The organism is Providencia sp. PROV076 (assembly GCF_028483405.1).
Classification (GTDB): Bacteria; Pseudomonadota; Gammaproteobacteria; order Enterobacterales; family Enterobacteriaceae; genus Providencia; species Providencia huaxiensis.
The window spans coordinates 146,341-164,368 of sequence record NZ_JAMPRR010000005.1 but is presented as its reverse complement, the minus strand read 5'-3'; the positions used below and the strand labels follow the sequence as shown (position 1 = coordinate 164,368).

14 protein-coding genes are annotated in these 18,028 nt (G+C 40.6%); 4 read left to right on the top strand and 10 right to left on the bottom strand.

The window, feature by feature from the left end; genetic code table 11:
• Window positions 1-292 precede the first annotated feature (292 nt).
• From PSF67_RS04835 to PSF67_RS04825, 3 genes are read left to right on the top strand one after another with little or no spacing between them, the layout of a single operon-like run.
• Complete coding sequence (locus PSF67_RS04835) at window positions 293-1,015, top strand: IclR family transcriptional regulator (RefSeq protein WP_102139642.1); 723 nt, start codon at window positions 293-295, stop codon at window positions 1,013-1,015.
• 26 nt (window positions 1,016-1,041) lie between these two features.
• A complete protein-coding gene (locus PSF67_RS04830) occupies window positions 1,042-2,457 on the top strand; it encodes a YfcC family protein (RefSeq protein ID WP_231068356.1) in 1,416 nt (471 codons plus the stop codon).
• Window positions 2,458-2,461: 4 nt separating this feature from the next.
• Entirely contained in the window at window positions 2,462-4,282 is a 1,821-nt protein-coding gene (locus PSF67_RS04825; protein ID WP_272676586.1) for a CocE/NonD family hydrolase, read from the top strand.
• An 85-nt stretch (window positions 4,283-4,367) separates the two neighbouring features.
• On the opposite strand, the gene PSF67_RS04820 is transcribed toward PSF67_RS04825, so the two are convergent.
• The 8 genes from PSF67_RS04820 to PSF67_RS04785 form a co-directional block, all read right to left on the bottom strand.
• Window positions 4,368-5,510 carry an ABC transporter substrate-binding protein gene (locus PSF67_RS04820; RefSeq protein WP_102139643.1) on the bottom strand — a complete coding sequence of 381 codons (1,143 nt, stop codon included), beginning with the start codon at window positions 5,508-5,510 and terminating at the stop codon, window positions 4,368-4,370.
• Window positions 5,511-5,531: 21 nt separating this feature from the next.
• Window positions 5,532-7,655: a TonB-dependent receptor family protein gene (locus tag PSF67_RS04815; RefSeq protein WP_272676585.1), complete on the bottom strand. Its 2,124-nt coding sequence runs from the start codon at window positions 7,653-7,655 to the stop codon at window positions 5,532-5,534.
• Between the two features lie 234 nt (window positions 7,656-7,889).
• Window positions 7,890-8,744, bottom strand: coding sequence for a dimethyl sulfoxide reductase anchor subunit family protein (locus PSF67_RS04810; RefSeq protein ID WP_102139645.1), 855 nt, complete (start codon window positions 8,742-8,744; stop codon window positions 7,890-7,892).
• A gap of 11 nt (window positions 8,745-8,755) precedes the next feature.
• Window positions 8,756-9,298 (bottom strand): DMSO/selenate family reductase complex B subunit, encoded by a 543-nt coding sequence (locus tag PSF67_RS04805; RefSeq protein WP_004264054.1) that lies wholly within the window; start codon window positions 9,296-9,298, stop codon window positions 8,756-8,758.
• 13 nt (window positions 9,299-9,311) lie between these two features.
• Window positions 9,312-11,894 (bottom strand): molybdopterin-dependent oxidoreductase, encoded by a 2,583-nt coding sequence (locus tag PSF67_RS04800; RefSeq protein WP_102139646.1) that lies wholly within the window; start codon window positions 11,892-11,894, stop codon window positions 9,312-9,314.
• A gap of 29 nt (window positions 11,895-11,923) precedes the next feature.
• Complete coding sequence (locus PSF67_RS04795; RefSeq protein ID WP_102139647.1) at window positions 11,924-12,613, bottom strand: TorD/DmsD family molecular chaperone; 690 nt, start codon at window positions 12,611-12,613, stop codon at window positions 11,924-11,926.
• Window positions 12,603-13,967 carry a radical SAM protein gene (locus tag PSF67_RS04790; RefSeq protein WP_210848131.1) on the bottom strand — a complete coding sequence of 455 codons (1,365 nt, stop codon included), beginning with the start codon at window positions 13,965-13,967 and terminating at the stop codon, window positions 12,603-12,605. Before PSF67_RS04790 ends, PSF67_RS04795 begins: the two co-directional genes overlap by 11 nt.
• Before the next feature lie 573 nt (window positions 13,968-14,540).
• Window positions 14,541-15,020 (bottom strand): Lrp/AsnC family transcriptional regulator, encoded by a 480-nt coding sequence (locus PSF67_RS04785; protein WP_195698617.1) that lies wholly within the window; start codon window positions 15,018-15,020, stop codon window positions 14,541-14,543.
• 154 nt (window positions 15,021-15,174) lie between these two features.
• Here PSF67_RS04785 and PSF67_RS04780 point away from each other — a divergent pair, with 154 nt between their 5' ends.
• Window positions 15,175-15,786 carry a LysE family translocator gene (locus PSF67_RS04780; protein ID WP_102139649.1) on the top strand — a complete coding sequence of 204 codons (612 nt, stop codon included), beginning with the start codon at window positions 15,175-15,177 and terminating at the stop codon, window positions 15,784-15,786.
• Here PSF67_RS04780 and PSF67_RS04775 read toward each other — a convergent pair.
• Both PSF67_RS04775 and PSF67_RS04770 read right to left on the bottom strand, forming a co-directional pair.
• Window positions 15,783-16,349: a HutD/Ves family protein gene (locus PSF67_RS04775; protein ID WP_272676584.1), complete on the bottom strand. Its 567-nt coding sequence runs from the start codon at window positions 16,347-16,349 to the stop codon at window positions 15,783-15,785. The genes PSF67_RS04780 and PSF67_RS04775 overlap by 4 nt on opposite strands.
• A gap of 95 nt (window positions 16,350-16,444) precedes the next feature.
• Complete coding sequence (locus PSF67_RS04770) at window positions 16,445-17,869, bottom strand: aminotransferase-like domain-containing protein (protein WP_272676583.1); 1,425 nt, start codon at window positions 17,867-17,869, stop codon at window positions 16,445-16,447.
• Window positions 17,870-18,028 lie beyond the last annotated feature (159 nt).

Below are 18,028 nucleotides of genomic sequence, written 5' to 3'. Positions count from 1 at the left end.
TATCAATTTCATCAGGTAAACCAAATAACCGCTATGAATGACAATTAGTCACCCATTTACAATCATTTCTATTCACGTTGTCATCAAAATGCTCTTATTTTAAAACTTCCATAACCAATTGTTTTATATTGATAATATTTTACTTTTATTTTTATAACTGAAAAATACCTTTTTAAAACCCTAACTCACATCACAATTTATTAACAACTCTCTTGAATCATTTTTTATTATTCTCCATGCTAATTTTATTAAATAAACCAATGGTTTGCTGTATAAACCAATCGAGGTTGATATGAAAGAGAATATTGTCACTGCCGTTGATGATGCTTTACAGTTATTGATGCTATTAGGTGAAAAAAACAATCTTGGGTTAAGTGAACTTGCACGCTTATCTGGCATGAATAAATCCAAGGTATACCGCTTATTATGCACACTAGAAAATCGCCATTTCGTACAAAAAAACGAAAATCCGGTTACTTATCATTTAGGCCATCAATTATTAAGCTTGGGGAATTGCGCTCGCCAGCAAATTAACTATATCCAAGTTGCAGAAGTTGAAGCAGAGCAACTACGTCAACGTTTTGATGAAAACATTCAAATGCGTATACGTGACAACGATGAGATTTTACAAGTTCTTCATAAGCCATCAGGGCAATCACTTCAAGTGCGCAGTGAAGCTGGAAATCGCCGGCCGTTAGGTTCAGGAGCTTCAGGCAGAGTGCTATTGGCTTACTCACCTAAAGATGTTCAAGCACATTTTATTGAAAAGAACCCCTCTATTGAAAAATCTATTGTAACCATACGCTCACAAGGTTTTGCAATTACCCGAGGTGAACTAACCGCAGGTATTGGTGCGATTGCCGCGCCTATCTTTTCACAACATGGGGAATGTATTGCTTCACTGAGCATTAGCTTACCTCTAAGCCGTTTTTCTGATGAAAAAGAACAAGAAATGACTGAACAACTGCTTCTGTCTGCTTTACGTATATCGAGGCAGCTCGGTTACGACTCATAATTAATTACAATAAAAGAGACAACGCCATGCAACCAACAAACAGCACAATACAAGCCCCATCTTCACCACCTAGCTGGCAAATGAACCCGGTTTTAGTAATGTTAACTATTGTTATCATTGCTTTTTTAATGACTTATTTTGTTAATTCAGGCCAATATGAGCGCGATGGTAAGAAAGTCATTCCGGGCTCTTACCAAACTATCACTAAAGACATCAAGTTAGCGCAATTATTAGGCACTGAGAAATCGGAGGAAGGTACTGCCGCTCCTGTCAGTTTGCCTCAACTGTTTAAAGCGATCCCTGAAGGAATTGTTAAACAATCACCACTTATATACATGGTGTTATTTATCGGAGGAATGTTTGGTATTCTCAATAAAACAGGGGCAATAGAGTCAGGGCTAGAGCGGTTGCTCCATGTTACCCGAGGCAATATCTACCTGTTAATTCCTTTCTTAATGATTGTATTTTCCATGGGAAGTACCTTTATGGGGTTAGCCAAAGAGTATCTTTTGGTTATTCCCATGGTTATTGCCTTAGTGAAACGCGTTGGATTGAATGAACTTATTGGGCTTGCCATTGTAGCCATTGCGGTTAAGGTCGGATACCTCGCCTCTATCACCAACCCGTATGCACTTTCTATCGCACAACCGCTTGTTGGTTTACCCGTTTTTAGTGGTTTAAGTATGCGAATTGCGGCGTACCTTATTTTTATTACACTCGGTATTTTATTCGTTTTCTATAGCATTCGTAAAACGACACTCACAAACTATGTGGCTGAAGAACATAATCAAACCACACCATTAACCTATCGCCATAAACTTATGTTAATTATCTTAGCCATCGGTGTTGCATTTTTAGTCTATGCCTCTAATCGTTGGCATTGGAAAAATAATGATTTATCTGCCTACTATTTATTCTTAAGTGTCATTTTAACTTTTTGTAGTGGTTTGACCGCAAGTGCCGCCGCTAACGCATTTGTCAGTGGAATGAAAAAAGTCCTCATCGCAGGGGTGTTAATTGGGTTGGCGACTGCTGTCGAAATTATTCTTTCTCAAGGTAAAATTCTCGATACCATAATTCATCAATTAGTTGGGCTTGTCGGTGATCACGGACCTTATGTTTCATCATATAGCATGTTTATCTCCCAACTATTATTAGACATTGCCATTCCCTCTACTTCTGGGCAAGCCGCTGTCACAATGCCAATCCTAGGCCCCGTTGGTGAAATTTCTGGTGTTTCCCCCCAAACAACGGTTTTTGCATTTTTAATGGGTAATGGGCTAACCAATATGATCACACCAACATCGAGTGGGTTATTGATTTTTTTAGCTACAGCCGGTGTCAGTTGGACCACCTGGGCAAAATACATTTTACCGCTTTTTATCATTTTTATGGCAGTCAGCATTGGTTTACTGAGCGTCGCCGTTACCATAGGGTATTAGTAAGATGGATATGAAGAATTACCGAATAGAAATGCGTGATGGAATAATGCTATCAACAGATGTTTACTTTCCACTAACTCAATCAACTGCATCTTTTCCCGTGATTATAGAGCGAACACCCTATGATAAAACCGCACCTTCTCGTTCGGAAAAAACGGTATCTGGCCAGCAAATAACACGCCAAGAAATGGCAAAATACTTCAGTAAACATGGTTTTATTGTTGTGTATCAGGATTGCCGCGGGCGCTATGAGTCCGAAGGAAAGTTCACAAAATATATTAATGAAGCTGAAGATGGTTTTGATACATTACAATGGATTATGGAACAACCCTGGTGTAATGGCAAAATAGGCTCAATGGGTCTCTCTTATGCCGCTCATACACAATTAGCAATGGCGTGTTTAAATCCACCAGGTTTACAGACGATGGTGCTGGATTCTGGCGGTTTTGCCAACGCCTACCAATGTGGGATACGTCAAGGGGGCGCTTTTGAACTTAAACAAGCCACTTGGGCATTTAAACAAGCTAAACTAAGCCCGCTAGCTCAGCAGTCTCCCGATATTTTAGCCGCACTCGAACAAGAAAATATCCATGAATGGTTTACGACAATGCCATGGTATCAAGGGCAAACATTGCTCAAACATGTTCCTGAATATGAATCATATTTATTTGAACAATGGGAAGAAGAGTGTTTTTCCGATTATTGGAAAAAAATAGGTATTTATGCCGAAGGCTATTATGACCAAATACCCGATATCCCAGTGTTATTTATGTCTAGCTGGTACGATGCCTATGTCAGTTCAACATTAGATAACTACTATGCATTTGCTACCAAAAAACAATCACCGCAAAAGTTAATTATGGGGCCTTGGCTACATGGCGACCGTAATATCACGCACAGTGGTGACGCAGAGTTCGGAGATATCGCAGCATTTGATCACAATGTTAGTGAAAGTTGGTTATCTTGCCGTTTAAACTGGTTTGAAACTCACTTAAAAGGTGAAAATGCAAAAAAACATCATGAAGAAGTAACAATATTCATGATGGGTGGTGGAAGTGGTAAACGCAACCAACAAGGGCGTATAGAACATGGGGGAGAATGGCTTAGCCACCATCAATGGCCTTTGCCAAATACTGAAAAAACCATGTATTATCTGTGGCCAAATAACAAATTACATCATCAGCCCTACGCTAAAACAGCCACAATATCCTATTGTTATGACCCTAGGCATCCAGTGCCTACCATTGGCGGTGCTTTAACTTCAGGTCAACCTATATTTTGGGGTGGGGCTTTTAATCAACGTGAATTACCAAAGTTTTTTGGTAGTAAGCAAAATAACTTACCCCTTTCTGCCCGCAGTGATGTATTAGTATTCGAAACCGAAGAATTACAAGCAGATATCTGTTTAGTAGGTGAAATTGAAGTGTCGCTTTGGATAAGCAGTGATGCATTAGATACAGATTTCACCGCAAAACTTATTGATGTTTACCCTCCCAGTGCCGATTATCCTCAAGGCTATGCCATGAATATTACTGATGGCATCATTCGTTGTCGTTTTCGGCATGGTTATGAACAGAAGGAATTATTAACCCCAAATGAAATTGTCGAAGTAAAAATTAAGCCCTTTGCCTGTGCAAACCGTTTCGCAAAAGGACATCGTATCCGATTAGATATTTCTAGTAGCAATTTCCCTAAATATGACTTCAATACAAATACAGGTAAAACTATCGCGGGTGATAGAACGTGGAAAATAGCTTGTAATAGCCTACATATTTCTAGCGAATACCCGTCAAAAATCATTTTTCCTGTGCTCAACGAAACCTAAAAAAAATATAATTAACCCACAAACTATATGCCCGTTGCCCGCTTTAACTGCCAACACCACTAAAGCGGGCTATATAAGAAGAAATTTATTCCGCTTGAACCCAAAATACACCATCCCCCTCTAGGGCAGTAAAAGTCTGGTGTAAATAATCGCTATCTGCCTGTGGGTCAAGGTCTGCAAACAACTCTGGGTGGATAAATTTTGCAATCGCTTCCACCGCAATAATGTTAAATGGCGTATCATAATATTGCTGGTATAACGCCAATACCTGCTTATTTTTATAAGCAGATAATGAACGAAATTTAGGGCGTTCCATTAGCTTATTCAATCGGGCCAAGGACTTTTGTTTATCCCCTGTATAACCTAACGGCACAGAAGCACTACCTTTACGGGTGCTATCCCAATCAGCTGCAGTCATCAAGTAATAATCAGGGTTGCTGTGAATCAATTGTTCTTCACTGATTTCCCCACCCATTCCAATACTGAACCATTGGGAACCAAGGTTATTTCCGCCTGCAGTTTCAACAAATTCGCCAAAATTACCATTGCCGAACGTTTTGCAGCAATAATCTTCCCCTTGGATACCAGCTGCTCGTTCAATAAATACGCTTGGGCGCTGCTCTTTGCTAAGTTTAGCCACTCTTGAACGGATTAAGTCTAACTTTTGTTGATAAAACTGATTAAATGCTTGTGCTTGTTGTTCCTCACCAAATACTTGGCCAAGTAATGTCATACTCGGCATAGTATTTTTCAATGGGTATTGCCTAAAGTCGATAAAAACAACGGGTAAACCACTTTTTTCCAATAACGATAAGGTGCCACTTTCAGCAAGCTTACTTTTTAAACCAATATCAAAAATTAACAAATCAGGCTGGGCAACTAAGGCTTTTTCAACACTAAAATCTGTCGTATAAGGGTTGGGAAAAACAGGTATTTGACTGAGTTGTGGAAATTTTTTGCTGTACGCAACACTCAAATCAGGCGCTTTTTTAATTAACGCATCATCCCAAGCAATAATCCCTTTTAATGGGTCTTGCGGATGTAATATATTCAACGCAACTAAAACTCGGCTGTCCGCCAGCATCACTCGAGATACAGGGGCATTAACCGTCACATCCCTACCCGCAATATCCGTCACAGTAATAGATGCCGCTAGGCTATTAGTTGAAAATAGTAGGCTAACAGCACTAAGAATCAGTACAAATGTATTGATAAGTTTTCTCATCATTATTCTTATACCTTGTTTTTATTAAAATTTTACAGATGCTTGAACATAGTAAGTTCTTGGCTGCCCCACATAGATACCATAATTATTATCCGTAGAACGTGTAAAATAGGTTTGATCAAAAAGATTTTTAATACCAGCTGATAGCGTTAAATCAGACAAACTTTTACCAAAATGGTACTCGCCTCGTGCGTCCCACACCATATATCCGGGGATTGTTCCGTATCGGCCATCAGCACTTGGTTTTGTTACATAATGGCTTGATGTTCCAGGCGATTCTTGGGTAGATTGCGCATAAGTATTCAAGTTCCATACCCAATTACCCGTTTCATAACGGCTACCTGCGGTAAAGACTTGCCGTGAATAAAACGGTAAATCCTTATGAGCGAAATCACCTTTTTTACTTACCGCTTTAGTGTAGGTATAAGTACTGTACACGCTAACACCATCCAATTTATCGCTCAGCTCAGACAAGTTATATTTTGCCGCCAATTCCACTCCTTGATGAGTTGTGGCGCCCAAATTTGTCCAACCCGTTGTATTCTCAACGTAAAGTAATTGGTCATCGAAATCGATATAGAATAATGTCGCTTCAAGAGATAGCGCAGTATTATCGTATTTAGTCCCCACTTCATAGTTATGTGCTTTTTCTGCACTTAACCCATTTGCGGGTGAATTCCCTACCCCTTTAGTGTTCAACTGAAAATACTGCAAACTGCCAAATGACGTACTGGCATTGGCAAATAGTTTCCATTCATCATCAATATGGTAGATCACCGCCAGCGCAGGAAGCGGTTCGCTATATCGCTTACTTCTGTTTTGGTTTTTAAAACTGTCATTTAAATGAATATTAATGTTCTCATAGCGGAGCCCTGGGATCACAGTCCAGTTACCAACATCAATGGTGTCATCAAGGTAAATAGCATGGGCTTCTGTTCCACCCGATGTGTGTTGGTAATAATCATTAGTACTCGGCCGCGAACTTTGAGTGCCAGCTTGGTACCAATTTGAGCGGTAAGCTTTCTCGTCTGCGGTTTCATTTAAATAGCGGTATCCCACTGTTACTTCATGCGAAATATCATTAAAACGGAATAATTGTGAATAACTCGGTTCAATTGCATACGCGGTATAGTGACGAGGGTAAGAAACTAGCCGTCTTTCATTCGCTTTATCTTTATGGTCACTTTCTATGTAACTACCCCGATAACTTTTACTAAACCATGTCATTAACTCAAATTGTTTATCATCTTCTTCATGTTTATATTTCAATGACATATCTTGGCGATCCCCTTCAAAACGGTCATAAGGCCGCGTTGATTGGAATGGGTCAGCATTATATTGCGCTTGAGTTAGCCCCCCAGGCATACCTGACATTGCATGATAATAATGAAAATTCGCCAGTAACTCGTCGTTATCGGTTATGGCATAACGTGTTTTTAAAATCAGGTCATCAATATCTGTATTATCATTGCTTTTACGGTAGCCTTGCCCATGTAACCCTGAATACAGCAGTATCGCTCCCGCTGAATCATCGGCTTTTGAGCCCCCCACGGACGCATCGACTAGCGTTTTTAGCCCTCCGGTTTTAGCCCCTTGGGTTTGTAACGAGACACCACCAGAAAAGTCTTTCGGGATAGGCTTTGTCACAAAGTTAATTACGCCCCCCACATTTTGTGGCCCATAACGTACGGAAGCTCCTCCGCGGATAACATCAATAGATTCAATACTACCTAGTGATAATGGCGACATCGACAGCTGAGGTTGGCCATAAGGCGCTGCCGCTAGTGGCATACCATCGAGTAAAATCGTTGAGCGAGGTGAAAGGCGTGAGGTTAACCCACGAACCCCAACATTCAAGGAAACATCACTCCCACCAGTCCCGTTACTTTCTCGTACCTGTACACCGGGTATCCCTTTCAATGCATCCGCAATGGTTTCACTGCCTGATTCTTTGATTTGTTGTTGGTTTTTTACTGTTCGCGCACCTGGGTGATTAAATACCACCTCACCATCTTCAGTATTTTCAAGCCAGTTGCCTGTAACTGTAATCTGATCATTTTTTGAATTATCAACAGCAAATACATGATAAGGCGCTAATGCCGCTGAAATTGCTAATGGAATGAGTAGCTTGCTAGTTTTTAAATTCATAAGAAATAAGCAATAAAAGAGATTAAGAGAGATAATGATAATTATAATCATTACAAACAATCAACTTAATTTACTATTTATTTTGAAATTATACTGGTTTAATCCCTTATTATATAAAGGGTTATTGATTTATTGAGAGTGTAGAGAACTAAAAAACCGAGGGAGATCCCTCGGTTCACATTATTGGTAAACATTATATAATTAGAGGCAAATATCATTTTGTCTCTAAAGGAATTAACCGCCTAGAGAGAAAAACACCACTCGGCCAACGCCTTCACCAACAAAAATACAGAGTGTTGCCAGTGACATGACGAATGTTGCATTCACAGCGTGCCCCTTTTTTGAGCACAGTAAACGGCCCACAAATACGATACCCAATGCAACAAGTATGACCCTAACAATGCTTAAATTCACTAAACCATCTGGGAGTTCACGCGGTGTCATTCCCATATAGATAGGCTCTCCCATGTTTCCAAGAAGAGATAATGCGCCCAGCAGCATCAGTAAGATCCCAATAACACCAATACCTAGCGTAATTTTAACCACTCGTTTTAATTGCTCTTCTTTACCATCGCGGCGCAAAGAACCTACCAGTAGTAATGCAGCTACCACACCACCAACTAGTAATACCGCACCAAAAAAACTGGCGTAGGTAAATAAGCCATTCCATAGGTTAAACAAGGTGTTAGCGTATAAGGCTGACATTGCGTACATATAGATGATACCGGCTAACGCGCTAAGCAATAGTAGCAGCGCATTCGCTTTTTGTTTCAGCAATAGCAGCGCGACACTGAAAAATAATAGCGCCATATAAATTGCAGTTGCCCACACTTCACGGCTCATCCATGAAGTAGACACATGCAGCATGGTATAAAACATGTGTAGCGGGTTACCCATGTGAAATAATGAGCCCAACAACCCAACACAACCCAGAACAAAACTGGCTAAAATAGGCAATTTGATAAACTGGACACTTTGTAGGTTGTTTCCGCCTTCAAGCACACGAAAATAGCATACTAATGTAACGAGCAAGCACCCCACAGAAGCTTGCATAAATAAGGTGAAAATCACCAACGGAAATTCATGCATGATAATTCTCCTTATCCTTTTGTACCGACAACAAGGTTCGGTTTGGTAATACTTGAACTAGGTAACCCTGCGATATCTGCATTTGAGCCATATTTTTTACGTAATTCGCTAATTAGGCCAAATTCAATCGCACGCATAGGGCAAGAATCAACACACATTGGATTCCCCCCTTTTTCACGGAGATCAAGGCAAGTGTCGCACTTGGTCATCATACCAATACTGGCATCGAACTGAGGTGCCTCGTATGGACAAGCCCATGTGCAATAACGGCAACCAACACATTTATCATGGTCAACTAATACAACACCATCTTCTTCTCGTTTGTGCATTGCGGTGGTAGGGCAATGGCTTACACATTGCGGGTCATCACAATGGTTACAAGCAATAGACAAGTGCCAAGTCCGAGGACGTGGATACTCTCCTACCTCAATATCATACACACGGCGAAAGTTGCGCCCGACCTCAAGGTCATTTTTGTCTTTACATGCAACAACACAGGTTTTACAACCAATGCAAGTGGCAACATTAATATAAAATCCGACTTGTTTATCCATTTCTTATTGCCCCCTAAAATATAATACGCTGTGGAATTGCAGCATCTGGAACTAACTGGTCACCATGCCATTTTTCGATATTACATAGCATCGTGTTCCATCCTGATGTACCAAGCCCTGTAGGTACTTGAATGGTTAGCGTATTGTCGGCTCCCGCCATATCTATCCCTGTTTTTTCATCAACATTTGTCCAACTACCGTGTGGTAGCGCCACAACACCAGGCTTCATCGTTTGTGTCACTAACGCAGGACGTACAATCTTCCCTTGAGGGCTTGTTATCAATACAGTTTCACCGTGTTTAATACCTAAACGTTTCGCATCAGACGCATTGATATAAATTGGGCTTGGCCACTGTTCACGTAACCAAGGCACATTATCAAGCGTGCTGTGAGAGCGGCGTAAGTAGTGTGGATTATAGATTTGGAATGGATAATCCCCTTTTTCCTTCTTCGAGAAATCATTAAAACTTGCTTCATAACCGCTTGCAGACGGGATATATTCAGGAATTGGCGGTAATTTAGTCCAGCCACATTCATCGGCTTTTTCGACTAATGTTTCACAATAAATTTCGAATTTGCCACTCGGTGTTGGTCGTGGATTGGCTTGAGGATCGCGAATAAAATCTTCATAGGCAATATAACTATAGTTATCATCAGAAGTGCGTTTTACTTGATATTTCCCAACAGTAAGGAATTCATTGAGGGTAATTCGGCCTTGCTGTGGCTTACCTGTTACTTGCCATTCATCAATATCCGCTTGAGTTACTGTGATTAATGGCTCAGTTGTCTTACCATCTTCACCAATAATCGTTGCACCATTGAGTTTATTGAAGAATTGTTGCTTTTCAGAAATAGGAAAAACTTCATCGACATTAATACCAAGGCGTTTACCTATCTCTTTGGCGATCCACTGGTCACTTTTTGCTTCATAAAGTGGTGGTGTCACATTCACTGCAGCTATAATAACTTCACGATTACTTGGATTTAATATGGTTCCTTCACGTTCCCACTCCGTGGTCACGGGTAAGACGATATCCGAATATTTCGCACAGGTATGTGGAACATAAGCTGCAGTCACAACCAGTTCCACATCTTTACGATAAGCTTCAACGCTCTGCGCAATATTGGCTCGTGTTTGTAACGTGGCATTGAATGGATGAATGATCATTTGGATATTTGTATCGACATCCCCCACACCACGTTGGCGGAATTTTTTCTCTAGTAATGCACGGTTAAGCTCATTGTGGTTAATTTTCAAGCTAACCGGGTTTGGTACTGACGGCAAGCCACTTGCCCCCGCCATAACTAAGCGAGTTCCATTATTCCCCGCAGCATAGTGGCAGCTTACGCCAGTCATGCGGCCAGGCCTTCCCATATGGCCAGTCATAAAGCCTAATGTTGAGAATGCTTGTACCCATCCTTCACCATTATGAATTCGTGCAGGAGCCCAACCTGTAAGTAATGCAACTCGGTTGGTCCCCCCGATTTCACGTGCTAATGTACGAATGTCGCTAGCTGATAAACCGCAAATATTAGAGGCCCACTCTGGTGTTTTTGGCTCTCCCGTATGGGTACCTAATAGATAATCTTTGAAGTTCCCTTTCGGATCTGCACCTGCTGGCATATTACTTTCATCAAAACCAACTGTACAACGGCGCAGGAAATCCCAATCAATCAATGGGTTGTCAGGGCTGTCCATTTCTAATAACGCAGACATAATACCCAGAGCTAAAGCATGGTCAGTACCTGGGTTGATGGGGTACCAATCTGCATCCATTAATTCCGCTGTAGTCGTATAACTTGGGTCAATACTAATAAAGCGTGCCCCCGCTTTTTTCGCCTGATAATAATTATAGGTTGGGCTGCCTGGGCTACTCCATGCAGGGTTAGCTCCCCACATCACAATTAACTGGGAGTTACGCATATCAAAACGGTCATTGGTACCAAAGGTATAAAACCCTTCAAGTAATCCTAAATGAGCGGGCGTTTCAAACCATGCGCCCCATGAGGTTGTTCCCCAATCGCCAACAAATCCACCAGCCTTTGCATAAACGCTTTGGATTTCAACGCCGTTACCACCGGTGATCCAAATCGATTCATGACCATATTTTTCTTTAATACGTTTCGATTCTGATGCCACAATATCTAATGCTTCATCCCAACTGATGCGCACCCATTGGTCTCGTCCTCGTAAGCTTTTATCCCCACCACCGGGAGCCCAACCTTTACGCTTCATTGGATATTTCAACCGGTCCGCGCCAAAGACTTGTTTACGTTGTGAACGTCCGCGCAAACAACCTCGTTGCTGTGGGAAATCAGGGGAGTCGGCAACCACATCATCGGTTTTTTGCCTAACAACGACGCCATCAACCACTAATGCTTTATTGACACAGCGGCCCCCACAGTTGTGCCAGCAGGCCACAGGCTTCCATTTTCCTTGAGTGACTGCGTCAGTAGCTTGCACAACCGCTTTTTCTTCCTCTGGTGTTGCCGCATGTAATTGCTTACTCAGCGGTAACGTAGCCATCACTGACGCCGCTGATGTCCATGCTATAAATGAACGGCGACTTAAGGCTATTTTCTGTCTTTCTGACATTGCTCTTACCTCTTCATTTTGTTTTATTATTATAAATTTACTAACTCATTGATTTTTTTAATATCATTACGTAAAAAAAGCTCAAGTAATGAACTTAATTGACGATAGAATAATGTTTCTGCGTGGTTATGCATTGAACGGCAAAACGGCGTTATAAAAGCCAGTAAATGGGTATTCAAGAATGTTGCAGACCCGAGTAATAACGCGTTCACTTTGGGCCAATCAACAGGGTCTGTTTCGCTGTCAATAAGCTCAGTAATGCGCAGACTTAAATGCCACATAAAATCTAACTCATAGCCAATATGGTCAGCGGCTTCCATATCACCTTCTGGCAAATAAACGTCATACTGTTCATAAAAAGACTTCACTGCTAACGTACTTTCTTGAAATAGCAGTTTGTCACGAGAAACATAAGTTGATTCCCATGGCGATGCTGGCGGGGCTTCTGGGCCTATAAACAAGCGAGTAAAGTCCCAATGCAAATTTTCGAAATCATCGTTGTTGGCTTGTAACTGCCTCGTATTTAAGTCTTTATGCATGTCATTTATCGCGTTTTTCATCGCGGGTAATACTTCATCACAAGGAAATAACAGTAACCCCGAGTCTCTCAAATAATTTAATAGCTCAGGCGTTGGTTCTTCCATAAACAAACGTCGTAGTACGTCATAAGCAAATTGACGTGCATACAGAAAATCTACAATTTGGTCGTCATTCGTCATAAATATTTCCCTGCAGGTCTGTCAGTAAAAATTCAGTAGGTGTTGTAAGTTCAATTCGGACTTCTTTAATTAAAGGATTTCCCTGTTCATCGGGCTCAATAATGTGGGAAGTCAATGCGATAGGTATTTTGCCTAGTGGGGTTAATAAGCCAATTGCCTCAGGATTAAACTGCAAAAATCCATGCAGTAATTCTTGATGATAAGAAACACCAGCGTGTGTCAGTAAAACTGCCACCTTTTCACAATCGTCACCAAAGACTTTGGCACTTTTAAAAAAATAATCCTGAGAGGAAAAAAAATAATGCTTTCCTATTATTTGTTCATTGTTTTCAAAAAAAGCATTGTTTTGGTATACCTGCCCGGTATGTTTATTTTCTAAAGAGCAGTAATGCACCCCAAGAGACAATTGATTTTCTAGTGCGAATTTGAGAACTCGAAGGCAGGCTAATTCACTCTGTGCAACAGCTAACCCACCGGCATACCAATAGTTGTAATACACCTCATAAGGTGGGTTTTTAAGCCTGAACCCTCGAGATTGATAGGCTTCACTATTTGTTAGTGGGAAACAAAACTCTAATAAATTGATACCGTCAATTCCAATATCATCAAGCTGAGTCAGTAACTGATACATCTGCTGTTCTGTTCCGGGGATGACAGGCATCTCCACCATTACTGATGGAAAAATCTCACGTGCTAAGGCGATACGGTGTAAAACTTTGGTGATCCGTTCTGTAGGATCATCAATTTTGATACTAAAGCGGATTTCTTGTAGGCCTGCTTTCGCTAGAGCCAATGCGGTATTTCGGTCTAATGGGTCACCGGCTGTATACAACCGGCTATGAGTCTGAGGTAATTTCTGTTGGACTGCTTGGAAAAATGCGATACTTTCTTGGCGAAAAAGTAGAGGCTCCCCCCCGGTTAGCGCGATATGGGTAAGTGGGTAACCTTGTTCTGCTATTGCGTCAACTTCCCCAATAGCATCACGCATTTCCTGTTGAAATTCCTGATAGTTTTCTTGATTTGGGTTAAAACAAAAGTAACAATCGCGATGGCATTTTAAGGACAAAAATGTTGTGTGGCTCCCTTCTCCTGTACGACATTGTACGCAAGCACTTGATAGCCAATTACAATGTATACTTTTTCCATTGTTCGCAAAAATTGCGCCTTTACTTTTTATATCTAGTTTGAGTTGTTCAATCTCACGTTGCTGTTCAAAAGGCGCTTCAAAATTGAGGCCATATTCTATAATTGCCTGCTGTGTTTGCTGTTCAATATCTAAATAGCGGATAGCATAACGCTTAAATTTTTGATTATTTACTGTAGATATTGTTCTATCAGTAATAGGATAAATCATAAATTTTCCTTAAATTTATGAGAAAATAATTTCTATTATTCGGTGAATTTTCAATTAGACTCAGATCACAAATAATCAATTAATAGACGGGTATTACAATACCTGTGACAATTAGAAAAATGCTTATAAAGACTCACATCGTTACTGATTAAATTGAAAATATTTTTTAAATAAGAAATATTCGCATTATTTTAATTTTGGATTATTAACAGTATAAGTAATTAACGTGAAGTGATGTTGCGCAGGATCAAAAAAACTTCCCTTTCATTATTTACATATCAACTAATTAGATAGCACTTTCGTCATGAGTAAGCTATTACTCAACAGCGTTGTGAACATATAAGAGTTATCTCATCAAATAAACAAATCGTTATATAAAAATAAAATAACCAGTTAGATAATAATCTAAAAAAGAGAATCAAACTAATCCATCAATATTAAAAATAACGTAATAATATTTCAATTTGTAAAATTGAAATTCAAAAATTAATTATTTATTCATTTTTTGTATTATTTAATTAATTTTGTCTTATAAAAATAATTATTTCTAATAAATAAAACCGAGTCACTATTCTAAAGCGGCAAAGCATAAGTGACTTTCACCGTTTCCATTGGCACCTCCGTCTTAATACTCTGAATGCTACTAATTTGTGTTAAATGGTCTGCATGAAAACGACGATAAGAAGCTAAGTCTTGTGTCACAATGCGGATCAATGCATCACATTCCCCTGCCATTAGATGGCATTCTACAACTTCAGGCATCTGTTTAATGTCTTCAACGAATTGGTTGATGGTCTTAGCATCTTGTGTTTTAAACCAAATACGTGCAAATAAAGAAAGACCCGCTCCAATTTTACTCCCATCCAGCACCGCCACATAACGCTTGATAACCCCAGCTTCTTCAAGCAATTTCACGCGACGTAAGCAAGGAGACGGAGAAAGGCCGACTTCTTTCGCTAATTCAATATTCTGAATTTTTCCATCTCTTTGTAAAACTTGTAAGATCCGTCTATCAATAGCATCCAGTTTTAGTTCAGTTTGCTTCATTGGCATTCAACCTCAATTTTATATTAATTAATGATATTAAATACCAATTTTTGTTTGTTTTAAAGCAATAAAAAAATCCAATATCATTGGATTATCGCTATAATTTTATCGCTACTGGCCAGTTGCGTGAAATAACGACGAACAACAATGAGGAATTAAAATGGAGTTACAGACCTTACTCTTATTTAGCGCAACCGTCATTCCCTTGGTATGCACACCAGGCCCAGATATTCTGTTTATTTCCGCACAAGGATTATCGGGAGGAACCTCAGCGGCCTTGAAAGCTAATTTAGGTATTATACTGGGCTATGGGGCACATGCGATCCTAGCTGCGCTTGGTTTAGCCGCAATTGTTGCAGCATCCCCCATGATTTTCTACACCATTAAATGGGTTGGCGTCGCTTATGTCACTTATCTTGCTGCTCGGATGGTGTTATCTGCGATGAGAGCTGGGGAGCTAAAAATTCAAACTGTATCGACAAAAGCGGTAGTAGGTAAAGCCTTTCTGACTAGCTTCCTTAACCCTAAAGGGCTACTGGTGTATTTCGCTATTTTACCAAACTTCATTAAGCTGACAGAAAGTGTCGCCGTTCAGTCCTTGATACTCTCAGCCACTTTTATACTTTCATGTGTCGTGATCTACGGTGTGATAGGTGCACTATTTGCATCCATGCATAATAAGCGCGCTTATAATGATAAAAAACGCCGTATAACCGAAGGTGTTGCTGGTGGCATGCTAACACTAGCGGCTATTGGTTTAGCGACCAGTTAGCGAGGTAATAATTCAATCCAGATCAACTTGCTATCGGTGCTATGTGGTTTAATCTCTCCTTCACCGATATCAGGTAACCACCACGCGCCTTGTCCTTGGGCCAGAAGATGGCAATTTGCCCCTGAAATGTCCCATTCACCCTTTAGTACGTAGACTAATCCCGCTTGGTTGGCGGGTAATTTATAATCTTCAGTGATGAAATAACTTTTAGCCCCCCACCGATCACCTCGAAAAATAAAATTCATTAACTGAACTGATGGCTGTAAGACTTTTATTGCGCAAAATTGCTGAGCTGAAAATTGAGCATGGTCACCAGCGCGTTCAAGCCGGCACTCAAACGCTTTGGTATCAGTTAAAAGAAGAGGCTGGTCATTCAACAATACCACCAGCCTTTCGCCTTCTGCATAGCGCTTTAAATAGCTATCTTGCTCGATGGTTGCAATACTTGCGCGTAATGAATAGTCTGATGCAACAGGCCAGCAAAATACTTCTTGGCTAGTCCCCGCACCATCATGCCAATTCAGGATAGGTAACTCCTTTATATCAAAACATTTTATTTTCACATTACCTCCCATCTGTTGCTGCTAATACATTTAGATTTATACTTAGATTCGCAAAGTTAATCTTTCTAAGCAATGAATTAGCAACGATAATGTGACTAATCACGCCTCTCGTTGATTAAAAAGTGACATAAGCGGCCTAATGTTTTCATTGCTTCTTCCACCCTCTCATTCCATGTAAACGATGCATTAAGGCGAAATGCATGATTAAACTGGTCGCTTGTGGAAAACATACTGCCAGGTGCGATGCTGATCCCCTCTTTTAATGCGAGCTGATATAAACGAATAGCATTAAATGGTGGCTCAAATTCTAACCATAAAAAATACCCACCTTTTGGTGTATTCACTTTTACTGATGGAGGCATGTATTTTGCTATTGCACTCAACATTTGGTGCTGACGTTGCTCCATTGTTAAACGCAGTTTACGCAAGTGACTGTCATATCCCCCTAATGATAAGTACTCCGCAATAGCTAATTGCGTGGGAACGCTGGCAGAAACGGTGCTCATCATTTGTAGATGTTGAATTTTTGTCGCGTGTTGGCCGGCGGCCACCCAACCCACGCGATACCCCAGGGCTAAACATTTTGAAAATGAAGAACAATGAAAGAAATTACCTTTGGTGTCTAGTGCCTTGGCAGGTATCGGCTGTTTGCTGCCAAAATAAAGTTCCCCATAGACATCGTCCTCAATTAAAGTAATTTGATGCTTATTAAGGATATCTACCAGACGTCTTTTGTTTGTTTGCGGCATCGTTCCGCCTAATGGATTTTGATAATGCGTCATTAGCCAACAGGCTTTAATTGGATATTTGCTCGCAATATCCTCTAATGCGTCAAGATCAATACCAAATAGCGGGTCTGTTTTAATGGCTATCGCCTTAAGTTTTAACCGCTCAATTGCCTGAAGTGAACCATAGAATGCAGGAGATTCGATAACCACCCAATCCCCGGGCTGAGTCACCGATTGTAAACTCAGAACCAAAGATTCCATTGCCCCTGCTGTGATCACGATTTCATCGGGAGCGACATGGATCCCTTGAGTTGCATAGCGCTGAGCAATGTTACGGCGCAGTTGTTCATTACCAGGTGGCAAATTAGCTGGTGTATTAAATTTAGATAAACGCCTAGCGACAGACGCAAGAGACTTCGCGAGTTTTGGGTCATCCAATAAGGCAGGCTCTGGAAATGCGGAGCCAAATGGGATAATATTCGGGTCCTTACAAGCTTGTAGGACACCAAAAATAGAGGCGTTAATCTCTACATTTTCATTCAAATGTAGCCCTTTTCCTCCTTTAGCGGCAGCAAATGCGTTATTACGGTTTGCCACGTAATACCCTGATTGCGGGCGAGCAACGACCCACCCTTGGCTTTCAAGCAACTGGTATGCTTGTACTACAGTCATTAAACTTAAGCCTGACTGTTTAACACTTTCCCTCAATGAAGGTAATCTGTCGCCCACTTGCCAGATATTGTCTTCAATTTGCTGACGAATTTGCGCTGCTAATTGTTCGTATCTCGTCATAGCCGCCTCAACTGTTATAGTTAATATCCCAATAATTGCTACTATTATAGTTTATCGTCTCATGTTCTACTTATCCACACATTCACCTGACTTTTTTTTAACTATAAGCACAAAAAATTTTTCGTTGGATTGCGGTTATTTTGCACTCCGTTGTGAGCA